The sequence below is a fragment of the Paraburkholderia sp. SIMBA_053 genome, from assembly GCF_046534895.1.
Lineage (GTDB): Bacteria > Pseudomonadota > Gammaproteobacteria > Burkholderiales > Burkholderiaceae > Paraburkholderia > Paraburkholderia caledonica.
In genome coordinates this window covers 139,303-163,273 of record NZ_JAWRXU010000006.1, presented here as the reverse complement: position 1 = coordinate 163,273, position 23,971 = coordinate 139,303, and the positions used below count along the sequence as shown (strand labels likewise).

General features: G+C 62.0%; 21 protein-coding genes. 3 read left to right on the top strand and 18 right to left on the bottom strand.

Annotated features, from left to right (window positions below):
* Positions 1-13: 13 nt before the first annotated feature.
* The 4 genes from bioD to SB753_RS20210 all read right to left on the bottom strand — a co-directional run bounded on the left by bioD (position 14) and on the right by SB753_RS20210 (position 4,208).
* Positions 14-742 carry a dethiobiotin synthase gene (bioD, locus tag SB753_RS20225; RefSeq protein WP_410801502.1) on the bottom strand — a complete coding sequence of 243 codons (729 nt, stop codon included), beginning with the start codon at positions 740-742 and terminating at the stop codon, positions 14-16.
* On the bottom strand, positions 739-1,923 hold the full coding sequence (gene bioF, locus SB753_RS20220) for an 8-amino-7-oxononanoate synthase (protein WP_410801500.1): 1,185 nt from the start codon (positions 1,921-1,923) through the stop codon (positions 739-741). Before bioF ends, bioD begins: the two co-directional genes overlap by 4 nt.
* On the bottom strand, positions 1,923-3,284 hold the full coding sequence (gene bioA / locus SB753_RS20215) for an adenosylmethionine--8-amino-7-oxononanoate transaminase (protein WP_410801498.1): 1,362 nt from the start codon (positions 3,282-3,284) through the stop codon (positions 1,923-1,925). Before bioA ends, bioF begins: the two co-directional genes overlap by 1 nt.
* Before the next feature lie 558 nt (positions 3,285-3,842).
* Complete coding sequence (locus SB753_RS20210; protein ID WP_204522707.1) at positions 3,843-4,208, bottom strand: hypothetical protein; 366 nt, start codon at positions 4,206-4,208, stop codon at positions 3,843-3,845.
* 326 nt (positions 4,209-4,534) lie between these two features.
* Here SB753_RS20210 and SB753_RS20205 point away from each other — a divergent pair, with 326 nt between their 5' ends.
* Complete coding sequence (locus tag SB753_RS20205; protein ID WP_310065887.1) at positions 4,535-4,669, top strand: hypothetical protein; 135 nt, start codon at positions 4,535-4,537, stop codon at positions 4,667-4,669.
* A gap of 695 nt (positions 4,670-5,364) precedes the next feature.
* Entirely contained in the window at positions 5,365-5,871 is a 507-nt protein-coding gene (locus SB753_RS20200) for a M35 family metallo-endopeptidase (protein ID WP_410801496.1), read from the top strand.
* 773 nt (positions 5,872-6,644) lie between these two features.
* Here the strand turns inward: SB753_RS20200 and SB753_RS20195 are convergent.
* From SB753_RS20195 to SB753_RS20160, 8 genes are all read right to left on the bottom strand, one after another.
* A complete protein-coding gene (locus tag SB753_RS20195) occupies positions 6,645-7,934 on the bottom strand; it encodes a dienelactone hydrolase family protein (protein WP_087751676.1) in 1,290 nt (429 codons plus the stop codon).
* 641 nt (positions 7,935-8,575) lie between these two features.
* The gene (locus SB753_RS20190; RefSeq protein WP_410801650.1) at positions 8,576-9,043 is read right to left on the bottom strand and encodes a YchJ family protein; all 468 of its coding nucleotides are present in this window, start codon (positions 9,041-9,043) and stop codon (positions 8,576-8,578) included.
* Between the two features lie 15 nt (positions 9,044-9,058).
* Positions 9,059-10,195 (bottom strand): acyl-CoA dehydrogenase family protein, encoded by a 1,137-nt coding sequence (locus tag SB753_RS20185; RefSeq protein ID WP_410801494.1) that lies wholly within the window; start codon positions 10,193-10,195, stop codon positions 9,059-9,061.
* A 12-nt stretch (positions 10,196-10,207) separates the two neighbouring features.
* On the bottom strand, positions 10,208-10,885 hold the full coding sequence (locus SB753_RS20180; protein ID WP_410801492.1) for an SDR family oxidoreductase: 678 nt from the start codon (positions 10,883-10,885) through the stop codon (positions 10,208-10,210).
* 46 nt (positions 10,886-10,931) lie between these two features.
* Positions 10,932-12,140 (bottom strand): acetyl-CoA C-acetyltransferase, encoded by a 1,209-nt coding sequence (locus tag SB753_RS20175; protein ID WP_020067125.1) that lies wholly within the window; start codon positions 12,138-12,140, stop codon positions 10,932-10,934.
* The gene (gene can / locus SB753_RS20170; RefSeq protein WP_408170581.1) at positions 12,133-12,909 is read right to left on the bottom strand and encodes a carbonate dehydratase; all 777 of its coding nucleotides are present in this window, start codon (positions 12,907-12,909) and stop codon (positions 12,133-12,135) included. The genes SB753_RS20175 and can overlap by 8 nt, the downstream gene beginning before the upstream one ends.
* 94 nt (positions 12,910-13,003) lie before the next feature.
* Positions 13,004-14,851: a bifunctional isocitrate dehydrogenase kinase/phosphatase gene (gene aceK, locus SB753_RS20165; RefSeq protein ID WP_410801490.1), complete on the bottom strand. Its 1,848-nt coding sequence runs from the start codon at positions 14,849-14,851 to the stop codon at positions 13,004-13,006.
* A gap of 221 nt (positions 14,852-15,072) precedes the next feature.
* Entirely contained in the window at positions 15,073-15,486 is a 414-nt protein-coding gene (locus tag SB753_RS20160; protein WP_020067122.1) for a MerR family transcriptional regulator, read from the bottom strand.
* A gap of 125 nt (positions 15,487-15,611) precedes the next feature.
* Between SB753_RS20160 and SB753_RS20155 the strand changes: the two genes are divergently transcribed.
* Positions 15,612-16,682: an MBL fold metallo-hydrolase gene (locus SB753_RS20155; RefSeq protein ID WP_310356508.1), complete on the top strand. Its 1,071-nt coding sequence runs from the start codon at positions 15,612-15,614 to the stop codon at positions 16,680-16,682.
* Between the two features lie 84 nt (positions 16,683-16,766).
* Here the strand turns inward: SB753_RS20155 and SB753_RS20150 are convergent, their stop codons facing one another.
* The 6 genes from SB753_RS20150 to argS all read right to left on the bottom strand — a co-directional run bounded on the left by SB753_RS20150 (position 16,767) and on the right by argS (position 23,737).
* Positions 16,767-18,353 carry an ABC transporter substrate-binding protein gene (locus tag SB753_RS20150; protein WP_310356511.1) on the bottom strand — a complete coding sequence of 529 codons (1,587 nt, stop codon included), beginning with the start codon at positions 18,351-18,353 and terminating at the stop codon, positions 16,767-16,769.
* 255 nt (positions 18,354-18,608) lie between these two features.
* Positions 18,609-19,427 carry a cobalamin-binding protein gene (locus SB753_RS20145; protein WP_410801488.1) on the bottom strand — a complete coding sequence of 273 codons (819 nt, stop codon included), beginning with the start codon at positions 19,425-19,427 and terminating at the stop codon, positions 18,609-18,611.
* Positions 19,428-19,430: 3 nt separating this feature from the next.
* Positions 19,431-20,204: an SDR family oxidoreductase gene (locus tag SB753_RS20140; RefSeq protein WP_310065880.1), complete on the bottom strand. Its 774-nt coding sequence runs from the start codon at positions 20,202-20,204 to the stop codon at positions 19,431-19,433.
* Positions 20,205-20,220: 16 nt separating this feature from the next.
* Positions 20,221-20,859 carry a thiol:disulfide interchange protein DsbA/DsbL gene (locus SB753_RS20135; RefSeq protein WP_020067117.1) on the bottom strand — a complete coding sequence of 213 codons (639 nt, stop codon included), beginning with the start codon at positions 20,857-20,859 and terminating at the stop codon, positions 20,221-20,223.
* A 186-nt stretch (positions 20,860-21,045) separates the two neighbouring features.
* A complete protein-coding gene (locus tag SB753_RS20130) occupies positions 21,046-21,873 on the bottom strand; it encodes an SPOR domain-containing protein (protein ID WP_087751023.1) in 828 nt (275 codons plus the stop codon).
* Between the two features lie 61 nt (positions 21,874-21,934).
* Entirely contained in the window at positions 21,935-23,737 is a 1,803-nt protein-coding gene (argS, locus tag SB753_RS20125; protein WP_410801486.1) for an arginine--tRNA ligase, read from the bottom strand.
* Between the last annotated feature and the right edge of the window lie 234 nt (positions 23,738-23,971).

The window sequence follows — 23,971 nt, the reverse complement described above, 5'->3', positions numbered from 1 at the left end:
TGTGTTGGTTGATTCAGCGCTGCGCGTCACGCAGCGTCTGCAATAGCCGGTTGATGTCGAGTTGATCAGCCGCGAGTTCCGGCGCCGTTGGGTGCAGATGCGGCACGATGCCGAGCAACGGCGCGCCGTGTTCACGCGCGAGATGTTCGCGGATCGACGCGATGTTTTCGTCGGGAAAAGTCATGTCCGGGTCGACGCGATTCGCTACCCAGCCAGCAAGCGTGAGCCCGCGCGCGGCGATGGCCTCAGCGGTGAGCAACGCGTGGCTGATGCAGCCGAGTCGCATGCCGACCACCAGCACGACCGGCAGCTTCAGCGCGACGGCGAGATCGGCAGTGTCATGTGTGGCGGTCAACGGTACGCGGAAACCGCCGACACCTTCCACTACCACGACGTCCGCGCGCGTCAACGCCTGCGCATGGCAAGCGACGATATGGTCGATATCGAGGGCGACGTTCTCCAACGCGGCCGCGATTTGGGGCGCAGCGGGTTCCTTCAGCAGATACGGTGTGCGCATCGCGGGCGGCAGCAGCACGGTCGAAGCGGCGTCGAGCTGATCCGCGTCTTCGTTATGCAGTTCGCCGTTCAGTTCGAACGCGCCCGCAGCGATCGGCTTCATCGCGGCGGCTTGCAGACCTTCGCGCGCGAAGCCGCGCAACAGTGCGCAAGAGACGAACGTCTTGCCGATTTCAGTATCGGTGCCGGTGACGAATAGCGACAGGGCAGAGTTCGTGGCGGTCATATGGCTTGCGCTCCTGCCTGTTGCAAGCCGGCTTCCAGCCGGTCGAGATCCGCATGCGAATGCGCGGCTGACAACGATATGCGCAAGCGCGATGTGCCGGTGGGCACGGTCGGCGGACGGATTGCGGGAACCCACAGACCGGCGCGGTCGAGCGAGGCCGCAATATCCAGCGTCGCCTCGTTCGCGCCGATCACGAGCGGCTGCACGGCAGTGTGCGAATCGACCGGAATCCACGGCGTGCCTTTGAGCATCGCGCGCGTGCGTTCGATCAATTGCCGCAAATGCGCGCGGCGTTCATCGCCTTCATTGCCGCCGATTATGCGCAGACTCGCCGAAACCGCATGCGCTGCCGCGGGCACGGATGCCGTGGTGAAAATATAGGGACGCGCGCGCTGTACGAGCCATTCGATCACCGTCTCGTGCGCGGCGACGAACGCGCCCGACACGCCCGCCGCCTTGCCGAGCGTGCCGATGGAAATCAGATTCGGCGAGCGCAACGCGGCGTCTGCGACGGCGCCGCGGCCTTGCGGACCGAGCACGCCGAAACCATGCGCGTCGTCGACGATCAGCCATGCGCCATGCTGTTCCGCGAGTTCGAGCAGGCGCGGCAGCGGTGCGATGTCGCCGTCCATGCTGAAAACCGTGTCGGAGACGATTGCTTTCACATCCGCGTCCGACGCGTCGAGCATCGCGCTCAGCGCTTCCATATCGCAGTGCGGATAGATCTGCACATCTGCCCGCGATAGACGGGCGCCGTCGATCAGCGACGCGTGATTCAGTGCGTCGGAGAAGAGCGTCGTGCCGCGGCCCGCGAGCGCAGTGAGCGTCGCCAGATTCGCCATGTAGCCAGTGCTGAAGTAGAGCGCGCGCGGTGTATCCACGAATCCGCCGACGAATTCAGCAAGGTCGTCTTCGAGCTGCGCATGCGCGCGCGAGTGGCCGCCAAGCAGATGCGAACCGCCGCTGCCCGCGCCGTAGCGTTGCGCGCCTTCGGCAATGGCCGCGATTAGTTGCGGATGCGCGGCGAGCCCGAGATAGTCATTGCTCGCAAAGCCGATGATCTCGCGGCCGTCGACCGTCATGTGCGCGGCGCAGGGCGTGTCGGCCGTGCGGCGTCGACGGCGCAGGCCGCGTTCGTCGATTTCCTTCAGCCCCTCTGAGAGTCTGTCGAGAAGATGCATTAGCAGACCTGCACGAGCGTTGCTTCGAACGTTTCGCGAGTGCGCGAGGCGAGCAGCGCGAGTTCGTTGTCGTCGAGAATGTATGGAGGCATCAGATAAACCGTGGTCGAAATGGGGCGCAGCAGCAGTTCACGTTGCAACGCGTTTTCAAAGAAACGGCGCGAAAATGTTTTGGCATGCTGAGGGTTTTCGATTGCCGCGTCGAAGGCGACGATGGTGCCGCATTGCCGCAGGTTGCGCACCTGTTCATGCTCTGCGAGCGGCGCGAGCGCGGCCATCAGCTTTGCCGACTTTTGCGCGTTGGCTGCGAGCACGTTGTCGGTCGCGAATAGATCGAGCGTGGCGAGCGCTGCGCGGCACGCGAGCGGATTGCCGGTGTACGAATGCGAGTGCAAGAAGCCGCGAGCGGTGTCGTCGTGATAGAAGGCTTCGAAGATTTCGTCGCGCGAGAGCACGATGGAAAGCGGCAGATAGCCACCGCTTATCCCTTTGGAGAGGCACAGAAAGTCCGGCCAGATGCCAGCCTGTTCGCACGCGAAGAAGGTGCCCGTGCGTCCGCAGCCAACGGCGATTTCATCAGCTATTAGATGCACGCCATATTGATCGCACAGCGCGCGTAGGCCGGCGATATACGAAGCGTCGTGCATGGCCATGCCGGCTGCGCACTGCACGAGCGGCTCGACGATCAGCGCCGCGATCTTCGTGGCGCGGGCTTCGAAGAGCGCGCGTACATGGTCGAGCGCGCGACGTGCGACGTCCGCAGCCGTCTCACCTGGTTTCGCAAGACGCGCGTCGGGTGACGCCACGACGTGCGCGTTGCGGATCAGCGGGTCGTAGGCGTCCTTGAACAGCGCGACGTCGGTCACGCCGAGCGCGCCGATTGTTTCGCCGTGGTAGCTGTTCGCGATGCAGACGAATTCCTGCTTGTCGGCGAAACCGCGATTGCGCCACGAGTGGAAGCTCATCTTGAGCGCAATTTCGACTGCAGATGCGCCGTCCGACGCGAAGAACGCGTGACCCAGCGTGCCGTGTGTGAGCGCACCGAGGCGCTCCGCGAGTTCGATCGCGGGTTCGTGCGTGCAACCGGCGAGCATGGCGTGCTCGAGCGTATCCAGTTGGTCCTTGAGCGCCGCGTTGATCCGCGGGTTTGCGTGGCCGAAGAGATTCACCCACCACGAACTGATCGCATCCAGATAACGATGGCCGGCGCGGTCGTACAGCCACGCGCCTTGACCGCGCGCGACCGGCACGAGCGGAAGGCGCTCGTGGTGCTTCATCTGCGTGCAGGGATGCCAGACCGCGCGCAGGCTGCGGGCCACCCAGTCTTCGGTCGATATTGACGGTGTTGCTGAATTTTCCAAGAGGTACTCCAGAGAAGCTTTTCTTGCTGCTGCCGTGATTGGTTTTTATGGTTTTTCCGGGCGCGGCGCGTGCGCGTTGGCGACGCTGCGCGCAGCCCTCGGCTAGCGTGCGGGGTCGAGATTAGCGGTTTATTTGGGCCTTTGCACTAGGCCTTTGACCGTGCTTTTCGCTGGCCGCCGCGGGGTTCAGCGGTGTTCGCGACAGGTGATTTGCGTTTGAATCTGAAGCTCGCAAATCGCCGGAGTTGGCGACGGCAAAGTAATTGGGGGTAGTGGGCGAGATTCGGGGGAAGGGGGACGAGCGGAGAGATGTGACGGGCTTGCTGGCAGCTACGAGTGATGGCGGACCCGTGGCCTCACTGATTGCCTTCAGCACGTCAGGCGGTTTCGGCCGCGCGGCCTTTCTGGGTTTGTTGCGTAGGGCGTCTTTGTGGTTCGCGAGCGGTGTCTGCTTCACTTCGCGGGCAACTCCCGTATCCCCGTTCTGCTGCGTCGTCGAAGTCATCGCGTGTGCGCACGCCTGTGACAATTCAGGAGGCGATACATGGCCCCACTTTTTTAACGTCGCGACGCCCGGACGCCCAGGCCGATCTCATCAGCCGATGTGCCAACGGGAGTGCGACAGGTTTGTACCTCTGCGCATTCGTTCCTCCTGATGCGACTCTCGTTGATTTCTGATACGCAAATCACCTTGCCGCATGCATCAAACCAGTCGACATGCAGGCGACCAGTCAGCAGGCCGGAATTGTTGATCGCCGCACCGATGACCTGCGCCTCGAAACCGAGGCGGCAATTTTGATGATCAGCGTCTATTACAAACTGCATAAGGGGCCATGCGCACGCATGCGCGCGGCACATGATCGCCAGGCAGTTGCCCGGCGGGATCGAGTTTTGGGGGGAGTCTCTGTGGGTTGGATATGCCATGCACTTTTCGGAGTTATCCGATTCCAGCCGCCTCTAGCGGAGACTAAAGATGTTCGGCGAGTTATAGCCGTAGTTGGCTGACCGAGAGCCGGTTGCGTGGCCGGCCGGGTGTATCCGCACAAAGTAAGGATATTCAAATGTTGCATGAGCAGGAACGTAAAAGCACTAAGTACGCTCTCGGCATGATCGGAGCGCGGACCGAGCGCGGCCGATGTGCCACAAGCGGAAGTAAATTGCGCGTCTGCGAGTGTCCCGCCACAGATGTTGGTGACGCTGTGACGTATGGCGACGGCAGCGACGCAGTCATCCTGGACGGCGGAGGCAGCGTGTCTATCTATGCCGGCAACCCCGTTGCGCTTGATAACGGCGACGTGATTGACGATGGTCCGCATCGCGACATGCGCAGTTCCACCGTGTTCGTTCCCGTGAACGAGCACGGCGCCGAACTGACTCGCCAGTGAGGGGGCAATCATGTTGCGTCGTATTGCAGTCGTTGGCGATCAACTCGACACAGGCGGGCATGTCGTGCATTACGAAGGTCGGATGTGTACGTGCGCCGATGGAGGCCATCAGGTCGCACTTATAGGCGGCGCCGCGTACTGCGAACAATGCAAGAGCATAGGCGCAATTGCAAAAACCGGAGGCCCGCGCCGCGTCAACTTTATGGGCGAAACAGCCGCGCACGGCGACGTTGTTCTGTGTAACTGTGCAACGCCGCCCCGAATCATTGCGACGCTCGCAGGCGAGTCATGGTGCGATGACGGTGCGCCCGACGCACCGCCTTTCCCCGCGCGAGTGTCGGAATCCGTGATTCGGTCACATACGCTGCACGACGAGCAGTTTGCGCTTACCGATTCGACAGGCCGCCCCCTCGTGGGCGTGCGCTATCGTGTTCGCCTCAACGAGGCAACCATTGCGAGTGGTGTCACGGACGCGAGCGGAAAGACGCAGCGCATATCTATTGACGGGATGAAGCGCCTCTATTTCGACGTGGCGCAATCACTTGGAGACGGTGAATATTCTGACCGACAGTAGCGGACCGCGATCAGATCAGCACAGGCCTTCAACTACGAATAGACAATTGAGAATGCCAGAAGACACCAAATGGATAACGGTCCACGATACTGCCTGCACTAATACGAGCCCCGATTCGTGCGTGGACGTGGTTCTTGATCCGACGCCGATCTGCTCGAATATGACCAACAGGGAATTTAGGGACGTGTTTGTTTCGAGCCGCGCCACGGCCGTAACGTTGACTCATAATCGCATTAAGTCGCTTGCCCGATGGGATTACAGCGAGCAAGCGCGCGCAAAGAAATGGTTCGGAAGTTCAAGCGAAGAAGTTCGCGCCGCGATGACGGTCGGCCTGCCCAAATTGCTTGATGTAGTCCGGAATTTGAAGCCCGAGAACGTGATCAGATGGGACCAGCAGAGGCAACGAAACATTACTTGCACGGTATGCACATCGCCGGAGGCGCAATTGTGGAAGGGTAACAAAGTGTTCACACTCATTCACGAGTGTACACATTTCACAGACGTGTTCGACTCAACGGACGACATGTACGGCATCAGTGTGGGATTGTCGCTGTGGGCGCAAACCAACCCTGGAAAAGCGATCAAAAACGCTGACAGTATCACCTGCTATGTCGGCTTTGAAGACTAGGCGAAATATGCGCAAGAGGTTGTCGTTTTCGAAAGCCGCCACTCTTGTGTTCGCGTCCTGGATCGGACTCGCGACTCACTATGGATATGCGTGCACTATCTCGGAAGACATGGCAGATAGCTTGCCACTGAACTCCGTCGAGATACCGAATGCAGATCGCATGAGAATTGCCGACATGGTAATAGCGGCACGTGAATGGCCGGACGTTGAAATTCGCGGAATCGTATATGCCGGAGGGTATATTGAGGAACGCGACCCAAGTACGGTCGCAGATCGGAGGGCGTCGGCGTTGCGGGCTTATCTAATTCAACTTGGAGTTAGGGAAAGCAACATTTGGGTGGATAAGAGAATCATTAAGCATCCTGACGTTGATCAAGCGGGAAACAAGACGCTGAATCAGATCGCCGTGACATTGGTCCCGATATGCGCCGGAGGTTGTGAACGCCTTTGCAACGATCAGCGTGTTTCACCGAACAGCAAGATCATTAAGTAGGCTTGCACCCGAGCAGCGGACGCAACTCCTTTTAGGTCATCGAAAGGTGATGGCACCTCAGCCTGGAAGTTCGATCTGCGCGATGGAAAGTGCAGCCACTTCGCCGGGTTGGCAGCATAGAGGAATGCAAGAAAGGCCCACAAAGCGGGCCTCTAAGAAATTCAATGGAGGGGCAGCAAAGAACAGGCAGACGGCTAGTGAAGATTGGCGGTATCTAAAAACCGATACCCTACCTATGCCCTAAACCGCTGCGCATTTGAACCAGAACCCAATCGCAACATCACTCGCGACTGGCAATAGCCCGCCGCGCTTCGTCGGCAGAAGATCCTGACCCGCCGGTAGCACCACTATCCGCCGTCCGCGAACCTTGATCGCCCCAGACGACAGAACTATCGACGGCATACAACCGGCACGGCGCGGAACTCTGTTTCTGGCAATTAGCAATCGCGACCGACATCGGATCGTCACCGCCCTCGGCCCACGACCATGCGCCCGTGTCGGACACCGCAAATGCGCGGCTCGGATACTGATGCAAGAAGTTGCGATAGCCGTTGCGTCCAGCTTCGTCGACATAGGGCACCGCGTCTACGGCATCGACTGAAGCAAAGCCGCTTGCTTTGGGCGCCGAAGGATCCGATACCCGGTACTGCACGCCCGTAGGCATGCCGACGCGGGCGAGGAAGGCCTCGACGGCCGGCCACCACACATGTACACCATCGCGGTCGCCGACGAGCCGGTGTGCGTCGTTCTTGTAGCTGCCGTAGTCGACCATCTTTGCGCTTGCGCCGTGCGCTACGTACGCCGAGTACATTCCGGCCACGAGTGGCGCATTCCACACTGAGTCGTTGTCGCCGTACATCCACAGCGACGGCACTTTCGTTTTGTCGCCATACGCGCCGAATGCGCGCGTCAGGTTGCCCTGCCAGTCGCCGCACGCGTCCTGCCGCAAGCCGCCCGAAAAGTTGATCAGCGCGCGCACGCCCGGTGCGGCCTCGGTGCCGTAGGCCAATGTCGCGAGACCGCCGTGTGACGTGCCGGCCACCACGATGTGTGACGCGTCGACGTAGGGCTGCTTCGACATGTAGTCGACGGCGGCCGCAACGTCGCCGGCCTGCGACATGCCGTTGCGTTCGACGTCGCAACCGTCCTGATGATAGACGCCGCCCGACTGGCCAAAACCCTGGCGGTTCGGTGCTACGACCACATAGCCACGGCGCACGAATTCGCGCGCGAGCGGCAGCGGGTCGCTGCGCTCCTGCATACGCGGATCGCCGGGAATCTTGCCGTGATTGAAGACGATCATCGGGAACGGGCCTGCGCCGTCCGGCTTGTAGACCGTTGTCTGAAGCGTGATGTCACCGTCGGCATCGACGGGTATGCGGATAATCTGTTGGTTCAGGCGCGCGGTGGGCAGATAAACGTCGTCCTGGAGCGCGATGCGCGGCACCTGCGCGCGGGCGAGGGGTCCGGGCTGGGCGTCCGCGAGCGGATTCGCCTGCGCGACTGCGACAGCGCACGTGGCCGCTGCACAAATCACCGCACACTTCGTAAGGACCTTGCTCAACACCATTCACGCACCTGCCTGAAAAGACTGCCTGGACATCTCATGTCCGTTCATCGAAACACGCGGCCGACATTCGCCTTTCGTGCACGTTTGCGACAAACAAAAAGATGCTCACGTACGCATTGCGCGAAGCGCACGCACGTCAATCGAGATCGCACGGGATAAACCCAACGGCCGACGCGACCCCACGCGCCGATGATGAACGCCACGTCTGCCGCCGGGCGCCGCGGCCGTAACCGTTTCTATCTGGTTATCGGCCGAGCGCCGGCGCGGCTTGCGGAACCCTTACCAACTGGTCCTCGCATCGCGGCGTCACGAAGCAACGACCTCATCCTGGCACGACAATTTTGTTTTGTGCAATCAAGGAGAACCCGCGACGAAAAAATTGCTGCATCGCGCGAGGGCTTGTTTGGCCCGGGTGGATTCGGCGCGGGGCGCGCTGGGGGCGCGGGCAGGCGGGTCCTTGAGGGTCCTTGAGCAGGCGCTGGCAAGCCGTTGCGCGGCACCGCAGCGAGCCAGGTGAGCAAAGGTAAGGCGCGGCCTGTGGCGCCGAGCCAACGGAAGAAAACGGCGCTTCTATGGGGCCATATGCGATGGCGCCGCATAATCCGCAGCCGCGCGGCCAGATAATAGAAAGGCGCTGAAAGCTACTCGCTTACATCGCCGTCGACGTAGAGCCAGCGTCCTTCGTCGTTGCAAATGAAGCGGCTCAGCTCGTGCAGCCTGTGCGCGCGGCCCGCAACCTTGTATCTGGCGACGAACTCGACCGTCGCGTGACGCGGATCGATCTCCGCGAACGTCTTGATTTGCAGTCCGAGCCAGCGAGGAGCGTCGGGCGCCGACACGTCGGCGTCCAGATCGGCAGGGCAGGTTTGCGGCGCCCAGGTCGCGCGCAAATAGTTCGTTGCGCCGACAACATAGGCGCTGTAACGCGAGCGCATCAGTTCCAGTGCGCGCGGCGCGACCTCGCCGCCGTCGATGTAACGGCCGCAGCACTGCTCGAAGCGCGGCGCTTTTGCTGCGCTCGCCTGGCCCGGGACCGCGCCGCCGCATGGGCAGTCGGCAGGCCGCTGCGCGGACGACTTGTCACTGTTTTTCGAACTCATCGAAGACATCAAACTCATCGAACCCTAGCCGAGACCGCGCGCGATCAATATTTTCTGAATGTCGCTCGTGCCTTCGTAGATCTGGCACACGCGGACGTCGCGATAAATCCGCTCGACCGGAAAGTCGCTGAGATACCCGTAGCCGCCGTGGATCTGCAGCGCCGCCGAACAAATCCGCTCGGCAGCTTCCGACGCAAACAGTTTCGCCATGGCGGCTTCCGTGAGACACGGCTGACCGGCGTCCTTCAGCGACGCCGCGTGCCAGATCAGCTGACGCGCGGCTTCCAGTTGCGTCGCCATGTCGGCGAGGCGGAATTGCACCGCCTGGTGCGAAAAAAGCGGCTGACCGAAGCTCTCACGCTCTCTTGCATAGGTCAGCGCGGCCTCGTACGCGGCGCGAGCCATGCCGACGCTTTGCGCAGCGATGCCGATGCGCCCGCCTTCGAGCCCCGACAGCGCGATGCGATAACCCTCGCCTTCCGCGCCGATCAGATTCGCGGTCGGCACGCGGCAGTCTTCGAAGATGATCTGCGCAGTGTCCGACGAATGCTGGCCGAGCTTGTCTTCGACTCGCGCGACCACGTAACCCTTGCTGTCAGTCGGCACGATAAACGCGCTGATGCCGCGCTTGCCCGCCGCCTTGTCGGTGACGGCCATCACGATCGCGACGTTACCGTTCTTGCCGCTCGTGATGAACTGCTTGACGCCATTCAGCACGTACGCGTCGCCGTCTTTATCGCGTGTGGCGGTGGTGCGCAGCGCCGATGCGTCGGAGCCGGCTTGCGGTTCGGTCAGACAGAACGCACCGAGCATTTCGCCGCGCGCGAGCGGCGTGAGCCAGTCACGCTTTTGCGCGTCATTGCCGTAAGTCAGCAGGATGCTGCATACGGGGCAATTGTTCACGGAGATCGCCGTGGATGTCCCGCCGTCGCCCGCGGCAATTTCTTCGAGAATCAGCGCGAGTGCGAGCGCGTCCATGCCGGCGCCGCCGTAGGTTTCGGGCACCAGCACGCCGTATGCGCCAAGTTCCGCGAGTTGACGGTGAACGTCCTTCGGGAACGTGCGCTCGCGATCCCACGTCGCCGCGTACGGCGTGACTGCTTCACGCACGAATGTGCGCAGCGCGTCGCGGACCATCAGGTGGTCCTGATCAAGCACCATGAGCGTGTCTCCTCACCATTCCAGCGGCGTGCCGTCGTATTGATAGAAGCGGCCATTGAACGCTTCGCGGGACGCGGCGGCCTGCTTGAGCACCTCGCGCATGCCGGCGACGCTGCGCGCGGGGTCGATCGCCGCCTGCGCGCCGCCCATGTCGGTTTGCACCCAGCCGGGATGCAATGACACACACGTGGCGCGCTGCGCGTCGAGCGACGCGAGTTTCAGCGCGTCGTTCAACGCCGCCTTGCTCACGCGATACAGCCAGCCGCTCGTGCCGCTCGTTTCACCGATGCTGCCCATCTTGCTCGAAATCACCGCGAGCACGCCGCCTGATTCTTCGACGAGCGGCAGCAGGATCGGCATCAGTTGCATCGGGCCGCGCACGTTGGTGTGCATGACATGGTCGAAGTCTTCGGCGGTGATGGTTTCGATGCCTTCGGTGCGCGGGCCGTACACGCCCGACACGACGATGGCAAGGTCCACATGCTCGCCATCGAGCTTCCAGCCGAGCGCGGCGATATCCTCCGGCTCGGTCACGTCGACGGAATAGGTTTGCGCGCCAAGCTGAGTGAGGATGTCGAGCGCGGCGCCGTCGCGCGCGGTGGCGAGCACCCGCCAGCCACTATGTTTGTACTGCCGGACAAACTCCTGGCCGATGCCGCGCGATGCACCGACGATCAACACTGTCTTCATGATTCACCTCAGACCAAGTGACACGCTTGAACGTGCGTACTACGCGTCAAACCAGTTCGATACCCATTGCAGTCGCTTCGCCGCCGCCGATGCACAGCGTCGCGACGCCGCGCTTGCCGCCGCGCTGTTTCAGCGCGCCGATCAGCGTGACGAGAATGCGTGCGCCCGATGCGCCGATCGGATGGCCGAGCGCGCATGCGCCGCCGTGCACATTGACCTTGTCGTGCGGCAGCTTGTGCTCTTTCATCGCCGCCATGGTCACCACGGCGAACGCTTCGTTGACTTCGTACAGATCGACTTCGTCGGCGCGCCAGCCGTTCTTCTCGAACAGCTTGCGAATCGCGCCGACCGGCGCAGTGGTGAATTTCGCCGGCTCCTGCGCGAAAGTGGAGTGGCCGACCACGCGCGCAATCGGCGTGACGCCGAGACGCTTGGCCGTCGATTCGCGCATCATCACGAGAGCCGCGGCGCCGTCCGAAATCGACGACGAGTTCGCTGCCGTCACCGTGCCGGTTTTGCTGAATGCGGGCTTGAGCGTCGGGATCTTTTCGAGGTTCGCCTTGAACGGCTGTTCGTCACGGTCGATGGTGACTTCGCCTTTGCGGCTCTCAACCTTCACCGGCGCGATTTCCCACGCGAACGAACCATCTTCGTTCGCGCGCTTCGCGCGGTTCAGCGATTCCACGGCGAATGCGTCCTGCGCGTCGCGCGTGAAGTCGAACGAGGCCGCGCATTCTTCCGCGAACGTGCCCATCAGGCGGCCTTTTTCGTACGCGTCTTCGAGGCCGTCGTAGAACATATGGTCGATCACCTGGCCGTGACCCATGCGCATGCCGCCGCGCGCCTTCGGCAACAGGTACGGCGCGTTCGTCATGCTCTCCATGCCGCCCGCGACGATCACGTCCACCGAGCCGGCGGCCAGCATGTCGTGCGCGAACATCGCCGCGCGCATGCCGGAGCCGCACATCTTGTTGACCGTGGTGCTGCCGGTTGCAAGCGGCAAGCCGGCGCCGAGCGCGGCCTGGCGTGCGGGCGCCTGGCCGAGGCCGGCCGGCAGCACGCAGCCCATCACTACCTCGTCGATCTGCTCGGGCTTGAGGCCCGCGCGTTGAACCGCGGCTTCGATCGCCACCGAGCCGAGTTGCGGCGCAGTCAGCGACGCGAAATCGCCTTGGAACGCGGCCATCGGCGTGCGCGCCGCGCTCACGATTACAACTGGATCAGCCGTTGTGCCGTTCATGTTTGTCTCACTCATGTTTTAGCTCCTTGATCACACCTTCGACGATAGCCGGCACGTCGCCAAGCTGGGCCGCATCGGCGGCGACCACGTCGTTGTCCGCCTGATGCGCGCGGCTTGCCGACACGGCGGCGACGCAACGCTGGTAAGTTTCATCGAGCGCGGCCGCGTTGTTGATCGTCATGCCGAGGTCGCGCACCTTGCCGTCGTGCACGCCGTACGCCCAACCGTGCACGGTCAGTTCCTGGCCGCGCGCCCATGCATCGTTGATGATGGTCGTGCGGCACACGTTCACCACTTGTTCCAAAGCGTTCAGTTCGACGAGACGCCGGTGACGCGCCTCGCCGAGCGGCCATTCGTCGAGCAGCGCGGCATGCTTCGTCCGCACGTCCTGCACGTGATGCAGCCAGTTATCCGCGAGACCCACGCGGCGGCCGTGCAATGCCGCGCCCACGCCCGAACAGCCATAGTGGCCGACCACCATGATGTGCTTGACCTTCAGCAGATCCACCGCGAACTGGATCACCGACAAACAGTTCAGATCGGTGTGCACCACTACGTTTGCGATGTTTCTATGTACGAACACTTCGCCCGGCGGCAAGCCGATGATCTGGTTGGCCGGCACGCGCGAATCGGAGCAGCCGATCCACAGATACTCGGGTGTCTGCTGATGCGCAAGGCGCGAGAAGTACTCGGGATCTTCGGACAGTTTGCGGGCAACCCACGCGTCGTTGTTGTCGAACAGATGAGCGAGCGGGTGAGCGGGGTTGGAAGCGTTAATGTTCATAAAGCGTCTTGGCGGTTATTCGACCGTTTGAGCGGCCGGGTCGTTACGTTAGATTCGGTGTCGTACGAGCGTCATTCATGCGGCGTGCGAGCCGCTATGCGACTCTTACGCTGCGCTCGTTCTCTGGCGCTTGCGCGGCGTCCTGAGCATTCGGTGCGTCGGATGCGGTATCGGCAAAGCGTTCCGGGTAGCGGATGCAGAAGCGCACGTTGCTGTCGTACGGGAAAAAATCGGGCAATTCGCCCTTCAGTAGATGGTCCTTATGCGTTTGCCACAGCGCGGGATCGAAGAAGTCGGCGTGATGCTGCAGGAACGAGCGGCGCACGCGTGGGTCGCCGAGCAGGAAAGTGCCATACGTCTCCGGGAAAATGTCGTGCGGGCCGACCGAGTACCACGGCTCGCCCGACATTTCGTCTTCCTCGTTACGCGGCGCGGGCACCGCGCGCACGTTGCAATCGGTCAGATATTCGATCTCGTCGTAGTCGTAAAACACGACACGGCCGTGGCGCGTTACGCCGAAGTTCTTGTACAGCATGTCACCGGGGAAAATGTTCGCCTGCATCAGTTCTTTCACCGCGTTGCCATATTCCTTGATGCCGTGATCGACGTCGTTGTCGCTGCCGTTTTGCAGGAACAGATTGAGCGGCACCATGCGACGTTCGATGTACATATGGCGAATTACGAGATTGTCGCCGTCGTATTCGAGCAGCGACGGCACTTCCTTTTCCAGTTCGCGCAGGAGCGCTTCGTCGAGTCGCGAAAGGGGCAGCGCAACGCTCGAATATTCGAGCGTGTCCGCCATGCGGCCCAGGCGGTCGTGCCGTTTCACCAGCTGATACTTCTCCTGGATCTTCGCGCGCGTAGTTTCTTTCGGCGGCGGAAAGTTGTCCTTGATCAGTTTGAACACATACGGAAACGAGGGCAGCGTGAACACCAGCATCACGAGTCCCTTGATGCCCGGCGCGATGATGAACTGATCGCTCGAATGCGACAGGTGATGCAGCAAGTCGCGGTAGAACAGATTCTTACCCTGCTTCTGCAAGCCGACTGACGTGTAGATCTCGGCCTTCGGTTTGCCCGGCATGATAGTGCCGAGGAATTCCACATAAGCGGACGGCACTTCCATATCGACCAGGAAGTACGAGTGCGAGAAGCTGAAAATGATCAGCAACTGTTCGCGCTTGAGCAGCACGGTATCCAGCGCCAGCAAGCCCGGCTGCACGTGGCGCAGCGGCACCGCGAACGGCAGCAGCATATCGCCGTTGATAATTCTGCCGACGATATACGCCGACTTGTTTCGGAAGAACAGCGACGAAAGCACATGAATCTGGAAGTTCGGCGCTTCGTCGAATGTACCGAACGAGTCGTGAATGGTCTGCATCACGCAGCCGACGTCGCGCGTCAGATCTTCGAACGGCGGCTCCAGCTGGAAGTTCGTGACGATGCGCTCGAGCGTGGCGGCGAGGCCGTCCTTGCCGGGATAGTACGCACGGTAGGTAGGCTTTGCCGCGGGTTCGTCGTTCTCGATGTATTCGGTCGAGATCGCCGGGCGCACGAAGATGAAGTCGTTGTTGAAATACGAGCGATGCAGGATTTTGCAGCAGACAGAATTGAAAAACGTCTCCGCGCATTCAGGCTGACGATGCGTGGTCAGCAACCCAATGTAGTGCAGCTTGATCTGCTGCCACACTTCGCTGTCGATATTCTCCGCGTCGTACTCGTCTTCGAGCAGCGCGACACATTCTTCTACGCGATCGTCGTATGAAGTAATGCGCTCGCGGGCCAGCTTTTGCAGCCCGTGCCAGTCGCCGCTTTCGAACAGCGCCTTGGCGTGGATCGCCGCGTCGCGAAAGATCCGGTAGTGCCGGTTGAATCCTTCGAGCAGCGTTTCCGCGACGTCAAAGCCGATTTGCGACGACAACAGTTTGGGGAAGTGATTCATGTCGACCGTGCATTCGTCTCATGTCGTGAAGACACCCGTGATTGTATCGTTCGAGTGCGCCTTCGACGCATTGCGCCAACCGGTTGATGACCCGCCGCCACCTGAGCGTTGCAGGGCACTCGCCGACCTTTCCGACTAACTCCGCTCAATGCTCCTGTTCCGCGTCGTTACACGGCTCAACTTGCGGCAAAAAAACTGCTGGGCGGCGGTTCTCCGCCTGCTTACGCGGGTTTGGCTTCACGTGCCTTGTGCGTGCCGTTCTCGAGCAGCGCCCGCGCCTGAGCTTCATATTGCGCGAGGTCTTCGAGCGTCGCGTTCAGGTCTTCCAGTTGGCGCTCCAGCACGTCGCGATGACGCGCGACCGTGGCGAGAAACGCTTGCAGTTGCGGCACCGTGTCAGTTGGCGATTCATAGACGTCCAGCAGATCGCGAATCTCGGAGAGCGTGAAACCGAGTCGTTTGCCGCGCAACGTGAGCTTGAGCCGCGTGCGGTCGCGGCCCGAATAGACGCGCCGCAAGCCGCTCGAACCTTCGCGGCTCGGTGAGAGTAAACCCTGATCTTCGTAGAAGCGGATCGCGCGCGGTGTGACGTCGAACTCCCGCGCGAGCTCGGTGATCGTGTATTGCGTGTTCATCGGGACATTCAGTAACCGGGCAAAAAATCGGATTGAACGATAGAATCGACGTTTACGTTATCGTCAACTTGGGTTGAATGCAACCTGCGGCAAGTACGCGGAACGCGTGGAGGAAGACATCCGAAATGAATGCGCTCGAACATCAACTCGACTATCCGTTCAAAGACACATTGCCCGAACCCGGCCACGCGCAGGAAGTCGTGCCCGGCGTCTTCTGGCTACGCATGCCGCTGCCGTTTGCGCTCGACCATATCAATCTCTGGCTGCTGCGCGATCAGATCGACGGTCAGGACGGATGGACGGTGGTCGACTGCGGAATCGCGTCCGACGCGATCAAGGAAAACTGGGAGACGGTGTTCGAGTCCGTGCTCGGCGGTTTGCCGGTGCTGCGCGTGATCGTCACGCATTGCCATCCGGACCACGTCGGTCTCGCGCACTGGATTTGCAGCGGCGGTGACAAGAAGCGCTGGGATGCCCGGCTATGGATGACGCTCGGCGAATACATGCAGGCTCGCGTGATGGCGGCGGGCGACGGCTCGAACGCGGGCGGCGAGGGCGCTGCGCGCCACTTCGCGCTGCATGGCGTGACCGACGAGGCGTCGCTCGACAAGCTACGCAGCCGCCAGAGCTATTACGCGAACCTGGTGCCTGAAGTCCCCGACCAATACCGGCGCTTGCGCGAAGCGGATGCCGTCAGGATCGGTGGCAAGACGTGGCGCGTGGTGACGGGCTTCGGTCACTCGCCGGAGCACTGCGCGTTGCATTGCGAGGAGATCGGCGTGCTGATCTCCGGCGACATGGTTTTGCCGCGCATATCGACGAATGTGTCGGTCTTCGCGATGGAGCCGGAGGGCTCGCCGCTCGCGCTGTATCTGGAATCGCTTGCGCGCTACGAAGCAATGCCCGAAGACACGCTCGCGCTGCCGTCGCATGGCAAGCCGTTTCGCGGCGTGCGTACGCGCGTGAGGCAGCTGCGCGAACATCACGATGCGCGTCTCGCCGAAGTCCGCGAGGCGTGTGCGCAAAAGCCGCAAAGCGCGGCAGATATCGTTCCGCTAATGTTCAAGCGCGAGCTCGATATCCACCAGTTGACGTTCGCGATGGGCGAGGCGCTCGCGCACTTGCATCTGCTGTGGCTGGCGGGCGCGCTAAAGCGCAGGCTGGATGCGGATGGAGTGATGCGCTTTTCGGCGTAATGGTTCGCCAAGTTTGAGACGCCGACAAAAAAGCCCGGTGCTTTCGCACCCGGGCTTTTTTGCGTTTCAGAGCGCAGCGAGTGACTACTGCACGGCCACTGTTCCAAAGTTCTGTCGTCCAAACGGACTCACGTGATAACCGCTCACGTTGGTTCGCGTGATAGCCGCGGCAGTCGGATAGCCGAGCGGAATCCACAGCGCCTGATCGTGGATGATCTGCTGCGCGGCCTGATACGCTTTCGCGCGTTTGGCCTGATCGGGCGTGGACTTGCCGTCGGCGATGAGCTTGTCGAGATCCTCATTGCAGAAGCGCGCGAAGTTGATGCCCGACTTCACCGCGTTGCAGCTAAAGAGCGGCGACAGATAATTGTCCGGGTCGCCGTTGTCGCCGGCCCAGCCCATGAATAGCGAATCATGCTGGCCCTGCTTGGCCTGCTTGATCAGTTCGCCCCATTCGATCACTTTCACGTCCGCCTTCACGCCGATCTTGGCGAAGTCCGCCTGAAGCAGTTCGGCGCCGGCCTTCGGGTTCGGATTCAGCACGCTGCCGTTCGGGCGCACCCAGATCGTCGTTTCGAAACCGTTCGGATAGCCCGCGTCTGCGAGCAGCTTTTTGGCCTTCGCGGGATCGTACGGCCACGCCTTTACTGCCTTGTCATAGCTCCACGTATTCGGCGGATACGGATTGACCGCCGGCGTCGCAGTGTTGTCGAAGACGGTCTTCAGATACGTGGTGCGGTCGAACGCCATGTTCAAAGCGGCACGCACTTTCTGATTGTCGAGCGGCTTTTTCTGCGTGTTCAACGCGACGAACGCGGTCATGAATGCAGGCGTTTGCACAATGGCGAGCGACTTGTCGCCCTTTGCGTCGGCGAGATCCTGCGGCTTCGGCGACAACGCAATCTGGCATTCGCCCGCCTTCACCTTCTGCGCGCGCACTGTGGCGTCTGGCGTAATTGCGTAGATCAGACGGTCGATCTTCGGTTTCGCGCCCCAGTAGGACGGATTCACGTCATAACGGATCACCGCGTCTTTCGTGTAGCTCTTCAGTTCGAACGGACCCGTGCCGATAGGCTTCGAGTTCAGATCGACCTGCTTGCCGGCCTTGAGCAACTGATCCGCGTACTCGGCGGAATAGATCGAAGCGAAGCCCATGGTGAGGATCGACACGAAGGTCGCGTCCGGTGCGTTCAGTTCGAACTTGACGGTGTTGTCGTCGACCTTGCTGATCGACTTGATGAGCTTCGGCAATCCCATCGACTGCGCATGCGGGAAGCCGCTCGCGCCCGCCACCTTGTGCCACGGGTTACTGTCGTTCAGCATGCGGTCGAACGTGAAGACGACGTCGTCGGCGTTCAGCGGCCGGCTCGGCTTGAAGTAGTCGGTGGTCTGAAACTGCACGTTCGGGCGCAGGTGGAACGTGTAGGTGAGGCCGTCCGCGCTCACGTCCCATTTGTCGGCCAGCGACGGCACCACTTTCTTTGCGGCTTCGTCGTATGAGACCAGCGAATTGAAAATCACGTCAGCCGACGCATTCGTCGTGACGAGCGAGTTGAACTGCACGACATCGAAGCCGTCGGGGCTCGACTCGGTGCAGACGGTCAGCGGTTTGGCGAGCACGAGCGCGGGCGCTGTGAACAGTACGGCGGCTGCGAGCAGTTTGAAGCGCATAAGATCTCCGATAACAAGCGCAGTCAGGCAGTGCGTCTGGTTTCTGGTTATGTTCCGTTGACGGGCGACGGCGGCGTGGCCGTCGACTTCATTTTGATACGTTTCCAGCGCTCGCGCATGACCGGCATCAGTCGGGATCAACCAGGTGATCGACTGACGGACCAGGCGCGCGCCGGCCTTCGCGAAAGCTTATCGAAGGGCCGTTGCGACGACAACAACATAATCCGCATATTCATATGGAGTCGCGCCGCGCGCTCATGCGGACCAGGCCTGCTTCACTAGATAAGCGATACCGTCGATAGCGCGCACGCCGTACCACGACACCATCTCGCCATCGATCAACTCAATGCGCTTGCCGGCCATACGCGGATCGCTTTTGAGCGCATCGCAATGCGCTTCCGTGAAGCGATATGGCTCGCTTGAAAGCAGAATACGGTCGACGCCGGCAAGCCACGGCGAGCGGTCGAAATCGAACGCCGGATAGCGGGCCGCGCCCGCGGCTCCGCCTTGCACGTCGGGCAGCGTGTGCCAGTTCACGAGGCGCAGCATCGCGGAAATGTAAGTGTCGCGCGCGACGGTCATCCACGGTTCGCGCCAGATCAGATACAGCACGTTCTGCGCAGCAAACGCGCGTGAGGCGGCCTCGTGCAGACGCGCTTCAAGCATTGCGGCGAGACGCTGCGCTTCTTTATCGCGATCGAAAATTGCGCCCAGCAGCGCGTAGAGCGAAAGGTTGTCGTGCGGTGTCTGCGGATGCGTGACGACGACGTGCGGCACGAACGCGCGCAACTGTTCGACGGTGTCGCGCTCGTTCTCGTCGATATTGACGATCAGATGCGTAGGTTGCAGCGCGCGAATCGTTTCGATATTCACCGCTTTCGTGCCGCCGACCTTGGGCACGTTGCGGACCTTGTCGCGCGGATGCACGCAAAAGCCGGTGCGCCCGACGATCTCCCGTTCGAGGCCGAGAGCAAACAGCAATTCGGTGAGGCTCGGCACCAGCGAGACGATGCGCGCGCCGGCACCCGCTTTCTCGTGCGCGACGCCGGTTGCATCGACCGCACGCAGTGACATGATTTACTCGGCGACGGCGCGCGGCTTGCGCGGCGCGCGTTCGAACACGCGGTCATAAAGCCAGCGTGGCGCTATGTGCAGCAGCATTGCCACCACGCGCATCTGCCAGGGGAACACAGCGTAAGCCGTGCGACGCTCGATCGCACGCGCGGCCTTGGCGGCAAAACGATCGGCGTCCATCAGGAAGGGCATGCTGTACGGATTGTGCGCGGTCATCGGCGTGCGGACATAGCCGGGCGCGATCGTGACCACGCCGACGCCGAGCGGACGCATCTCGACGCGCAATGCTTCGAGATACTTCGCCGCCGCGGTTTTCGACGCGCTGTACGCACCCGAGCCGGGCAAGCCGCGCACGCCTGCTACGCTGGCAATGCCGACCAGCGTTCCGCGCCTGGCCGCGATCATGGGCGCGGCGAACGGCTCGAAGGTGGCAACTACGCCGAAGTAGTTGACGTCCATCACTTCGCGGAACGTGCGCAGATCGCCTTGTCCGGTGACCGCGCCGCGGCTCACGCCTGCATTGGCGATCACGATGTCCGGCACGCCGTGCTGCGCGATGAATTGCGCGGCGGCATCGGCGAGCGCCTCGGCGTCACGGACGTCGACGGAATAGATGGAAATGGGGTTCTGCGGATGAGACCGCTGGAAGGCAGCAAGGGCGTCGCCGCGGCGGGCAACGAGGCCGAGAATCGCGCCGCGCCGCGCATATTCGGCGGCGAGCGCGAGGCCGATTCCACTTGACGCGCCGGTAATGAAAACTTTCAACGGTGAACTCATTCCGGCGCCTCGGGTTTTACATCTTCTTTGCGCGAACCTGCTGGACCAGGTAGTCGAGCACCTGCACGGTGCCAGGCAGGCTATTGGTGGCGGCCGGGCCGGTTTCATACTTGCCCTGGACTGCGATAGTCGGCACGCCGTCGATCTTGTAGTCCTCAAGCAGCTTCTTGTCTTTCTGCAACGCGCTTTGCGTCGAGAAAGAGTTGTACGCGTCCATGTACTTCTTCGGATCAACGCCGTTCTTCGCGAGGAATTTGGCCTGATCTTCGGGCGTCAGCAGATAGTTTTTATTGACGTGGATTTCGTTGAAGACTTTCGGCGTGAGTTGTGTGGCGAGACCGAGTGCGTCGAGCGCGTGATACATCTTGGAGTGCGGAATGAAGTCGTCGCGGAAGGCAACCGGCACGCGCTTGAACACCACGTCGGCACCTTGCTTCTTCACCCATGCTTCAAGGTACGGGTTGAATTCGTTGCAGTGCGGGCAGCCGTACCAGAAGAATTCGGTGACTTCGATCTTGCCGGCGGGCACGTCGGTGGGCTGCGCGCTCGGCAACACCGTGTAGTCCTTGCCCGCGACCGGCGCCGTCGGCGATGCGTGCGCCGTGGCTGCAACGAGCCCCAGCGAGAGGAACAGAATGCTCAGCAGTTTTTTCATGTTTTGTTGACCCAGGTAGGCGTAAAACAGTGGCGCCACGCAAATGCCCGTCACCGTTTTTAAAGTCGGCGTTCGACGGTTCTATCGTCCGTCGTGCTCAATCATGCTTATCTTGCTTGCGATTCCTGTGACAGGCGCCGCACACCGATAGTTCGGCGGCGGCGCAGCCGGCGGATCGCTCGCTGTTTATTGTTTGGTGAAACGGATGACCGCTGTGTCCACGCCCGCGTCCGACAGGCGCTGACGGTTCGCGTTCATGTCCTCGAACTTCGAAAACGGTCCGATACGTACGCGATAGTACGTGACACCGCCCGCATCGCGCTGCGTGACCTTCGACTCGAATCCCTGGAACGCGAGACGCGCGCGTTGCTGTTCGGCGTCGGCAGCGGTCTTGTACGCACCCACTTGCAGGAAGTAGCCGGTGTTCGCGTCGCCCGGCGCCGGGGCTGCGCCCGAACCCGGTTTGCCGTTTGCGGCCGTGGCCGACGACGTGCTTTTCGGCGCCGAACCCGCAGCCGTGGCTGCCGGCGCGCTGGTCGCTTGCGGTTTCTTTGCGGGCGCGGCGGCGGTGGTGCTGCTGCCGTTATCCTGAGCCGGCTTCGGAGCGACCGCGGTGCCGTTCGCGTTGGCGTTCGGATTATTGCCGATGGTCGGCGGCACTTCGATGATCTGAGGCTGTTCCAGCATGCCCGACTGCGTCTGCGAGTTGGTCTGGCCGGGCGCGGTATTCGGCGGCGCGGGTTGTGCCGCTTGCGGCACCGGCTGCCCCGGCGTCTTGCCTTGCAGCGGACGGTTCGGATCGTATTGCGCCTGGCTCGCGCTCGAATCGGATGCAGCAGGCGGCGCCACCTTCGAGACGAACGGCGTAGGCGCACGGGTGATATAAAGCGCCACCACTACCGCGATCGCAAGGCCGACGATCAGGCCCAGCACGATGCCGAGAAAAGTGCCCCCGGTTTGCTTCGATTGCTTTGTTGTGCGGCGTGGTTTTGCCATCGTACGAATTACCTGCAAAAAGAATCCTGGAACGGCCGCCGATTATAACGACGGCCGCATACATGTTGCGCCGGAGGACTTACATCTTGACTGGAGCGGAGACGCCGATGATCGCAAGACCGTTGGCGAGCACCTGACGCGTGGCCGCCAGCAGCGCGACGCGTGCATTGCGTTCGGCGGCATCGTCGACCAGCACGCGCTCGGCTCTGTCATTGTAGAACGAGTGGAATTCCCCGGCGAGGTCGCGCAGATAGAACGCGACCGCGTGCGGCGCGAGTTCGTCGGCGGCATGTTGAAGCATGTCCGGGAACTCGGCGAGCTTGTTCAGCAAAGCCATTGAGCGTTCGCTCGTGAGCGGCGCGAGGTCGACGCCGGCAAGCGCGCTTTCGTCAGTACTTTGATCGCCGCTGTAGCGGGCCTTGCATTCGGCTATCACGGAGCAGATCCGGGCATGTGCATACTGCACGTAGTGCACGGGGTTTTCGTCATTTTGTTTCAACGCGAGGTCGATGTCGAAGACGAACTCGGTATCCGCCTTGCGCGAAATCAGGAAGAAGCGAACAGCGTCGCGGCCACGGCGAATCGTTTCTTCGTCGATCAGATCGACAGCGGCTTCGGACCCCGGCGTCGCGCCGCCCGACCATTCGATCAGATCGCGCACCGTCACATAGCTGCCCGCGCGCTTCGAGATCTTCACCTCTTCGCCGTTGCGCATGACCGTGACCATCTTGTGCAGCACGTAGTCCGGGTAGCCTTTCGGAATGCCGATGCCGAGACCTTGCAGGCCGGCGCGCACACGCGCGATCGTGCCGTGGTGATCGGAGCCCTGAATGTTGATGACCTTCGTGAAGCCGCGTTCCCACTTCGCGACGTGATACGCGACGTCAGGCACGAAGTACGTGTACGTGCCGTCGGTTTTGCGCATGACCCGGTCTTTGTCGTCGCCGTCGTCGGTCGTGCGCAGCCAGAGGGCGCCTTCCTGCTCGTAGGTCTTGCCCGCGGCGATCAGCGCCTGCACGGTCTTCTCCACGCGGCCTTCGGTATAAAGCGACGACTCCAGATAGTACTGGTCGAACTTCACGCCGAACGCCTGCAAGTCCATGTCCTGCTCGCGGCGCAGGTACGCGACCGCGAAACGGCGGATCGCGTCGAGGTTTTCGACGTCGCCCGCGCCGGTGACGGGTTCACCGTCGCTCGCCGACACCGTGACGCCGTTCATATAGTCTTTCGCGATGTCGGCAATGTACTCGCCGTTGTACGCCGAAGCCGGCCAGCCTTCGTCGCCCGGAGCGAGACCGCGTGCGCGCGCCTGGGTGGATAGCGCGAGCGTTGCGATCTGCACGCCGGCGTCGTTGTAGTAGAACTCGCGATGCACGTCCCAGCCTTGCGATGCGAGCACGTTCGACAGCGCGTCGCCGAGCGCAGCCTGGCGGCCGTGGCCGACGTGCAGCGGTCCCGTCGGGTTCGCCGACACGAATTCGATGAGCACATGCTTACCGGCATCGCGTTGCGAGCGACCATAAGTTTCTTTCTCGGCGAGCACGGCGGCAATCACGGCCTGCTTCGCTGTGGCGGCGAGGCGCAGGTTGATGAAGCCGGGACCCGCGACTTCGGCGGCTTCAATGAGTCCGTGCGCTTGCGGCTGCGCGAGCAGCGCGTCGACGATCTGTTGCGCGAGCTGGCGCGGATTGGCGCGCAGCGGCTTGGCGAGTTGCATCGCCACATTGCACGCGACGTCGCCGTGGGCGGCGACTTTGGGTCGCTCCAGCGCGATGGTGGGCGACACGAACGCGGCTTCGGCCGCACCTTGCGTGGCAAGAGCTACCTGCTTCACCGTGTCGGCGAGCAGTGTTTCGAGAGTATGTTTATGTGCGGGCAGCATGCTTGTTGCGAGTCCAGTGAGGCAATCCGGTGATGCGGAAGAGGCGCCGGCCGCGCGGCAGGCACGGCCGATTCGTCAGAAGCGTGGAAAGCGGCGGTTCGCTCGTCAACGCGTCGGCATGACGGACGCGCCATCGGGCACGCAGCCTGCAACACAATAAGCGCGTTGCGCGGCGCCCTGCAACGGCATGGGCGCCGCGGCGTGCAGGCGCGAACCGGCCGGGCTGGCTGCGCC

Coding starts and splice junctions, on each gene's coding strand:
- bioD (WP_410801502.1), bottom strand. CDS start 742: ATGACCGCCACGAACTCTGCCCTGTCGCTATTCGTCACCGGCACCGAT.
- bioF (WP_410801500.1), bottom strand. CDS start 1,923: ATGCATCTTCTCGACAGACTCTCAGAGGGGCTGAAGGAAATCGACGAA.
- SB753_RS20210 (WP_204522707.1), bottom strand. CDS start 4,208: ATGGCATATCCAACCCACAGAGACTCCCCCCAAAACTCGATCCCGCCG.
- SB753_RS20195 (WP_087751676.1), bottom strand. CDS start 7,934: ATGGTGTTGAGCAAGGTCCTTACGAAGTGTGCGGTGATTTGTGCAGCG.
- SB753_RS20190 (WP_410801650.1), bottom strand. CDS start 9,043: ATGTCTTCGATGAGTTCGAAAAACAGTGACAAGTCGTCCGCGCAGCGG.
- SB753_RS20185 (WP_410801494.1), bottom strand. CDS start 10,195: ATGGTGCTTGATCAGGACCACCTGATGGTCCGCGACGCGCTGCGCACA.
- SB753_RS20180 (WP_410801492.1), bottom strand. CDS start 10,885: ATGAAGACAGTGTTGATCGTCGGTGCATCGCGCGGCATCGGCCAGGAG.
- SB753_RS20175 (WP_020067125.1), bottom strand. CDS start 12,140: ATGAGTGAGACAAACATGAACGGCACAACGGCTGATCCAGTTGTAATC.
- can (WP_408170581.1), bottom strand. CDS start 12,909: ATGAACATTAACGCTTCCAACCCCGCTCACCCGCTCGCTCATCTGTTC.
- aceK (WP_410801490.1), bottom strand. CDS start 14,851: ATGAATCACTTCCCCAAACTGTTGTCGTCGCAAATCGGCTTTGACGTC.
- SB753_RS20160 (WP_020067122.1), bottom strand. CDS start 15,486: ATGAACACGCAATACACGATCACCGAGCTCGCGCGGGAGTTCGACGTC.
- SB753_RS20155 (WP_310356508.1), top strand. CDS start 15,612: ATGAATGCGCTCGAACATCAACTCGACTATCCGTTCAAAGACACATTG.
- SB753_RS20150 (WP_310356511.1), bottom strand. CDS start 18,353: ATGCGCTTCAAACTGCTCGCAGCCGCCGTACTGTTCACAGCGCCCGCG.
- SB753_RS20145 (WP_410801488.1), bottom strand. CDS start 19,427: ATGTCACTGCGTGCGGTCGATGCAACCGGCGTCGCGCACGAGAAAGCG.
- SB753_RS20140 (WP_310065880.1), bottom strand. CDS start 20,204: ATGAGTTCACCGTTGAAAGTTTTCATTACCGGCGCGTCAAGTGGAATC.
- SB753_RS20135 (WP_020067117.1), bottom strand. CDS start 20,859: ATGAAAAAACTGCTGAGCATTCTGTTCCTCTCGCTGGGGCTCGTTGCA.
- argS (WP_410801486.1), bottom strand. CDS start 23,737: ATGCTGCCCGCACATAAACATACTCTCGAAACACTGCTCGCCGACACG.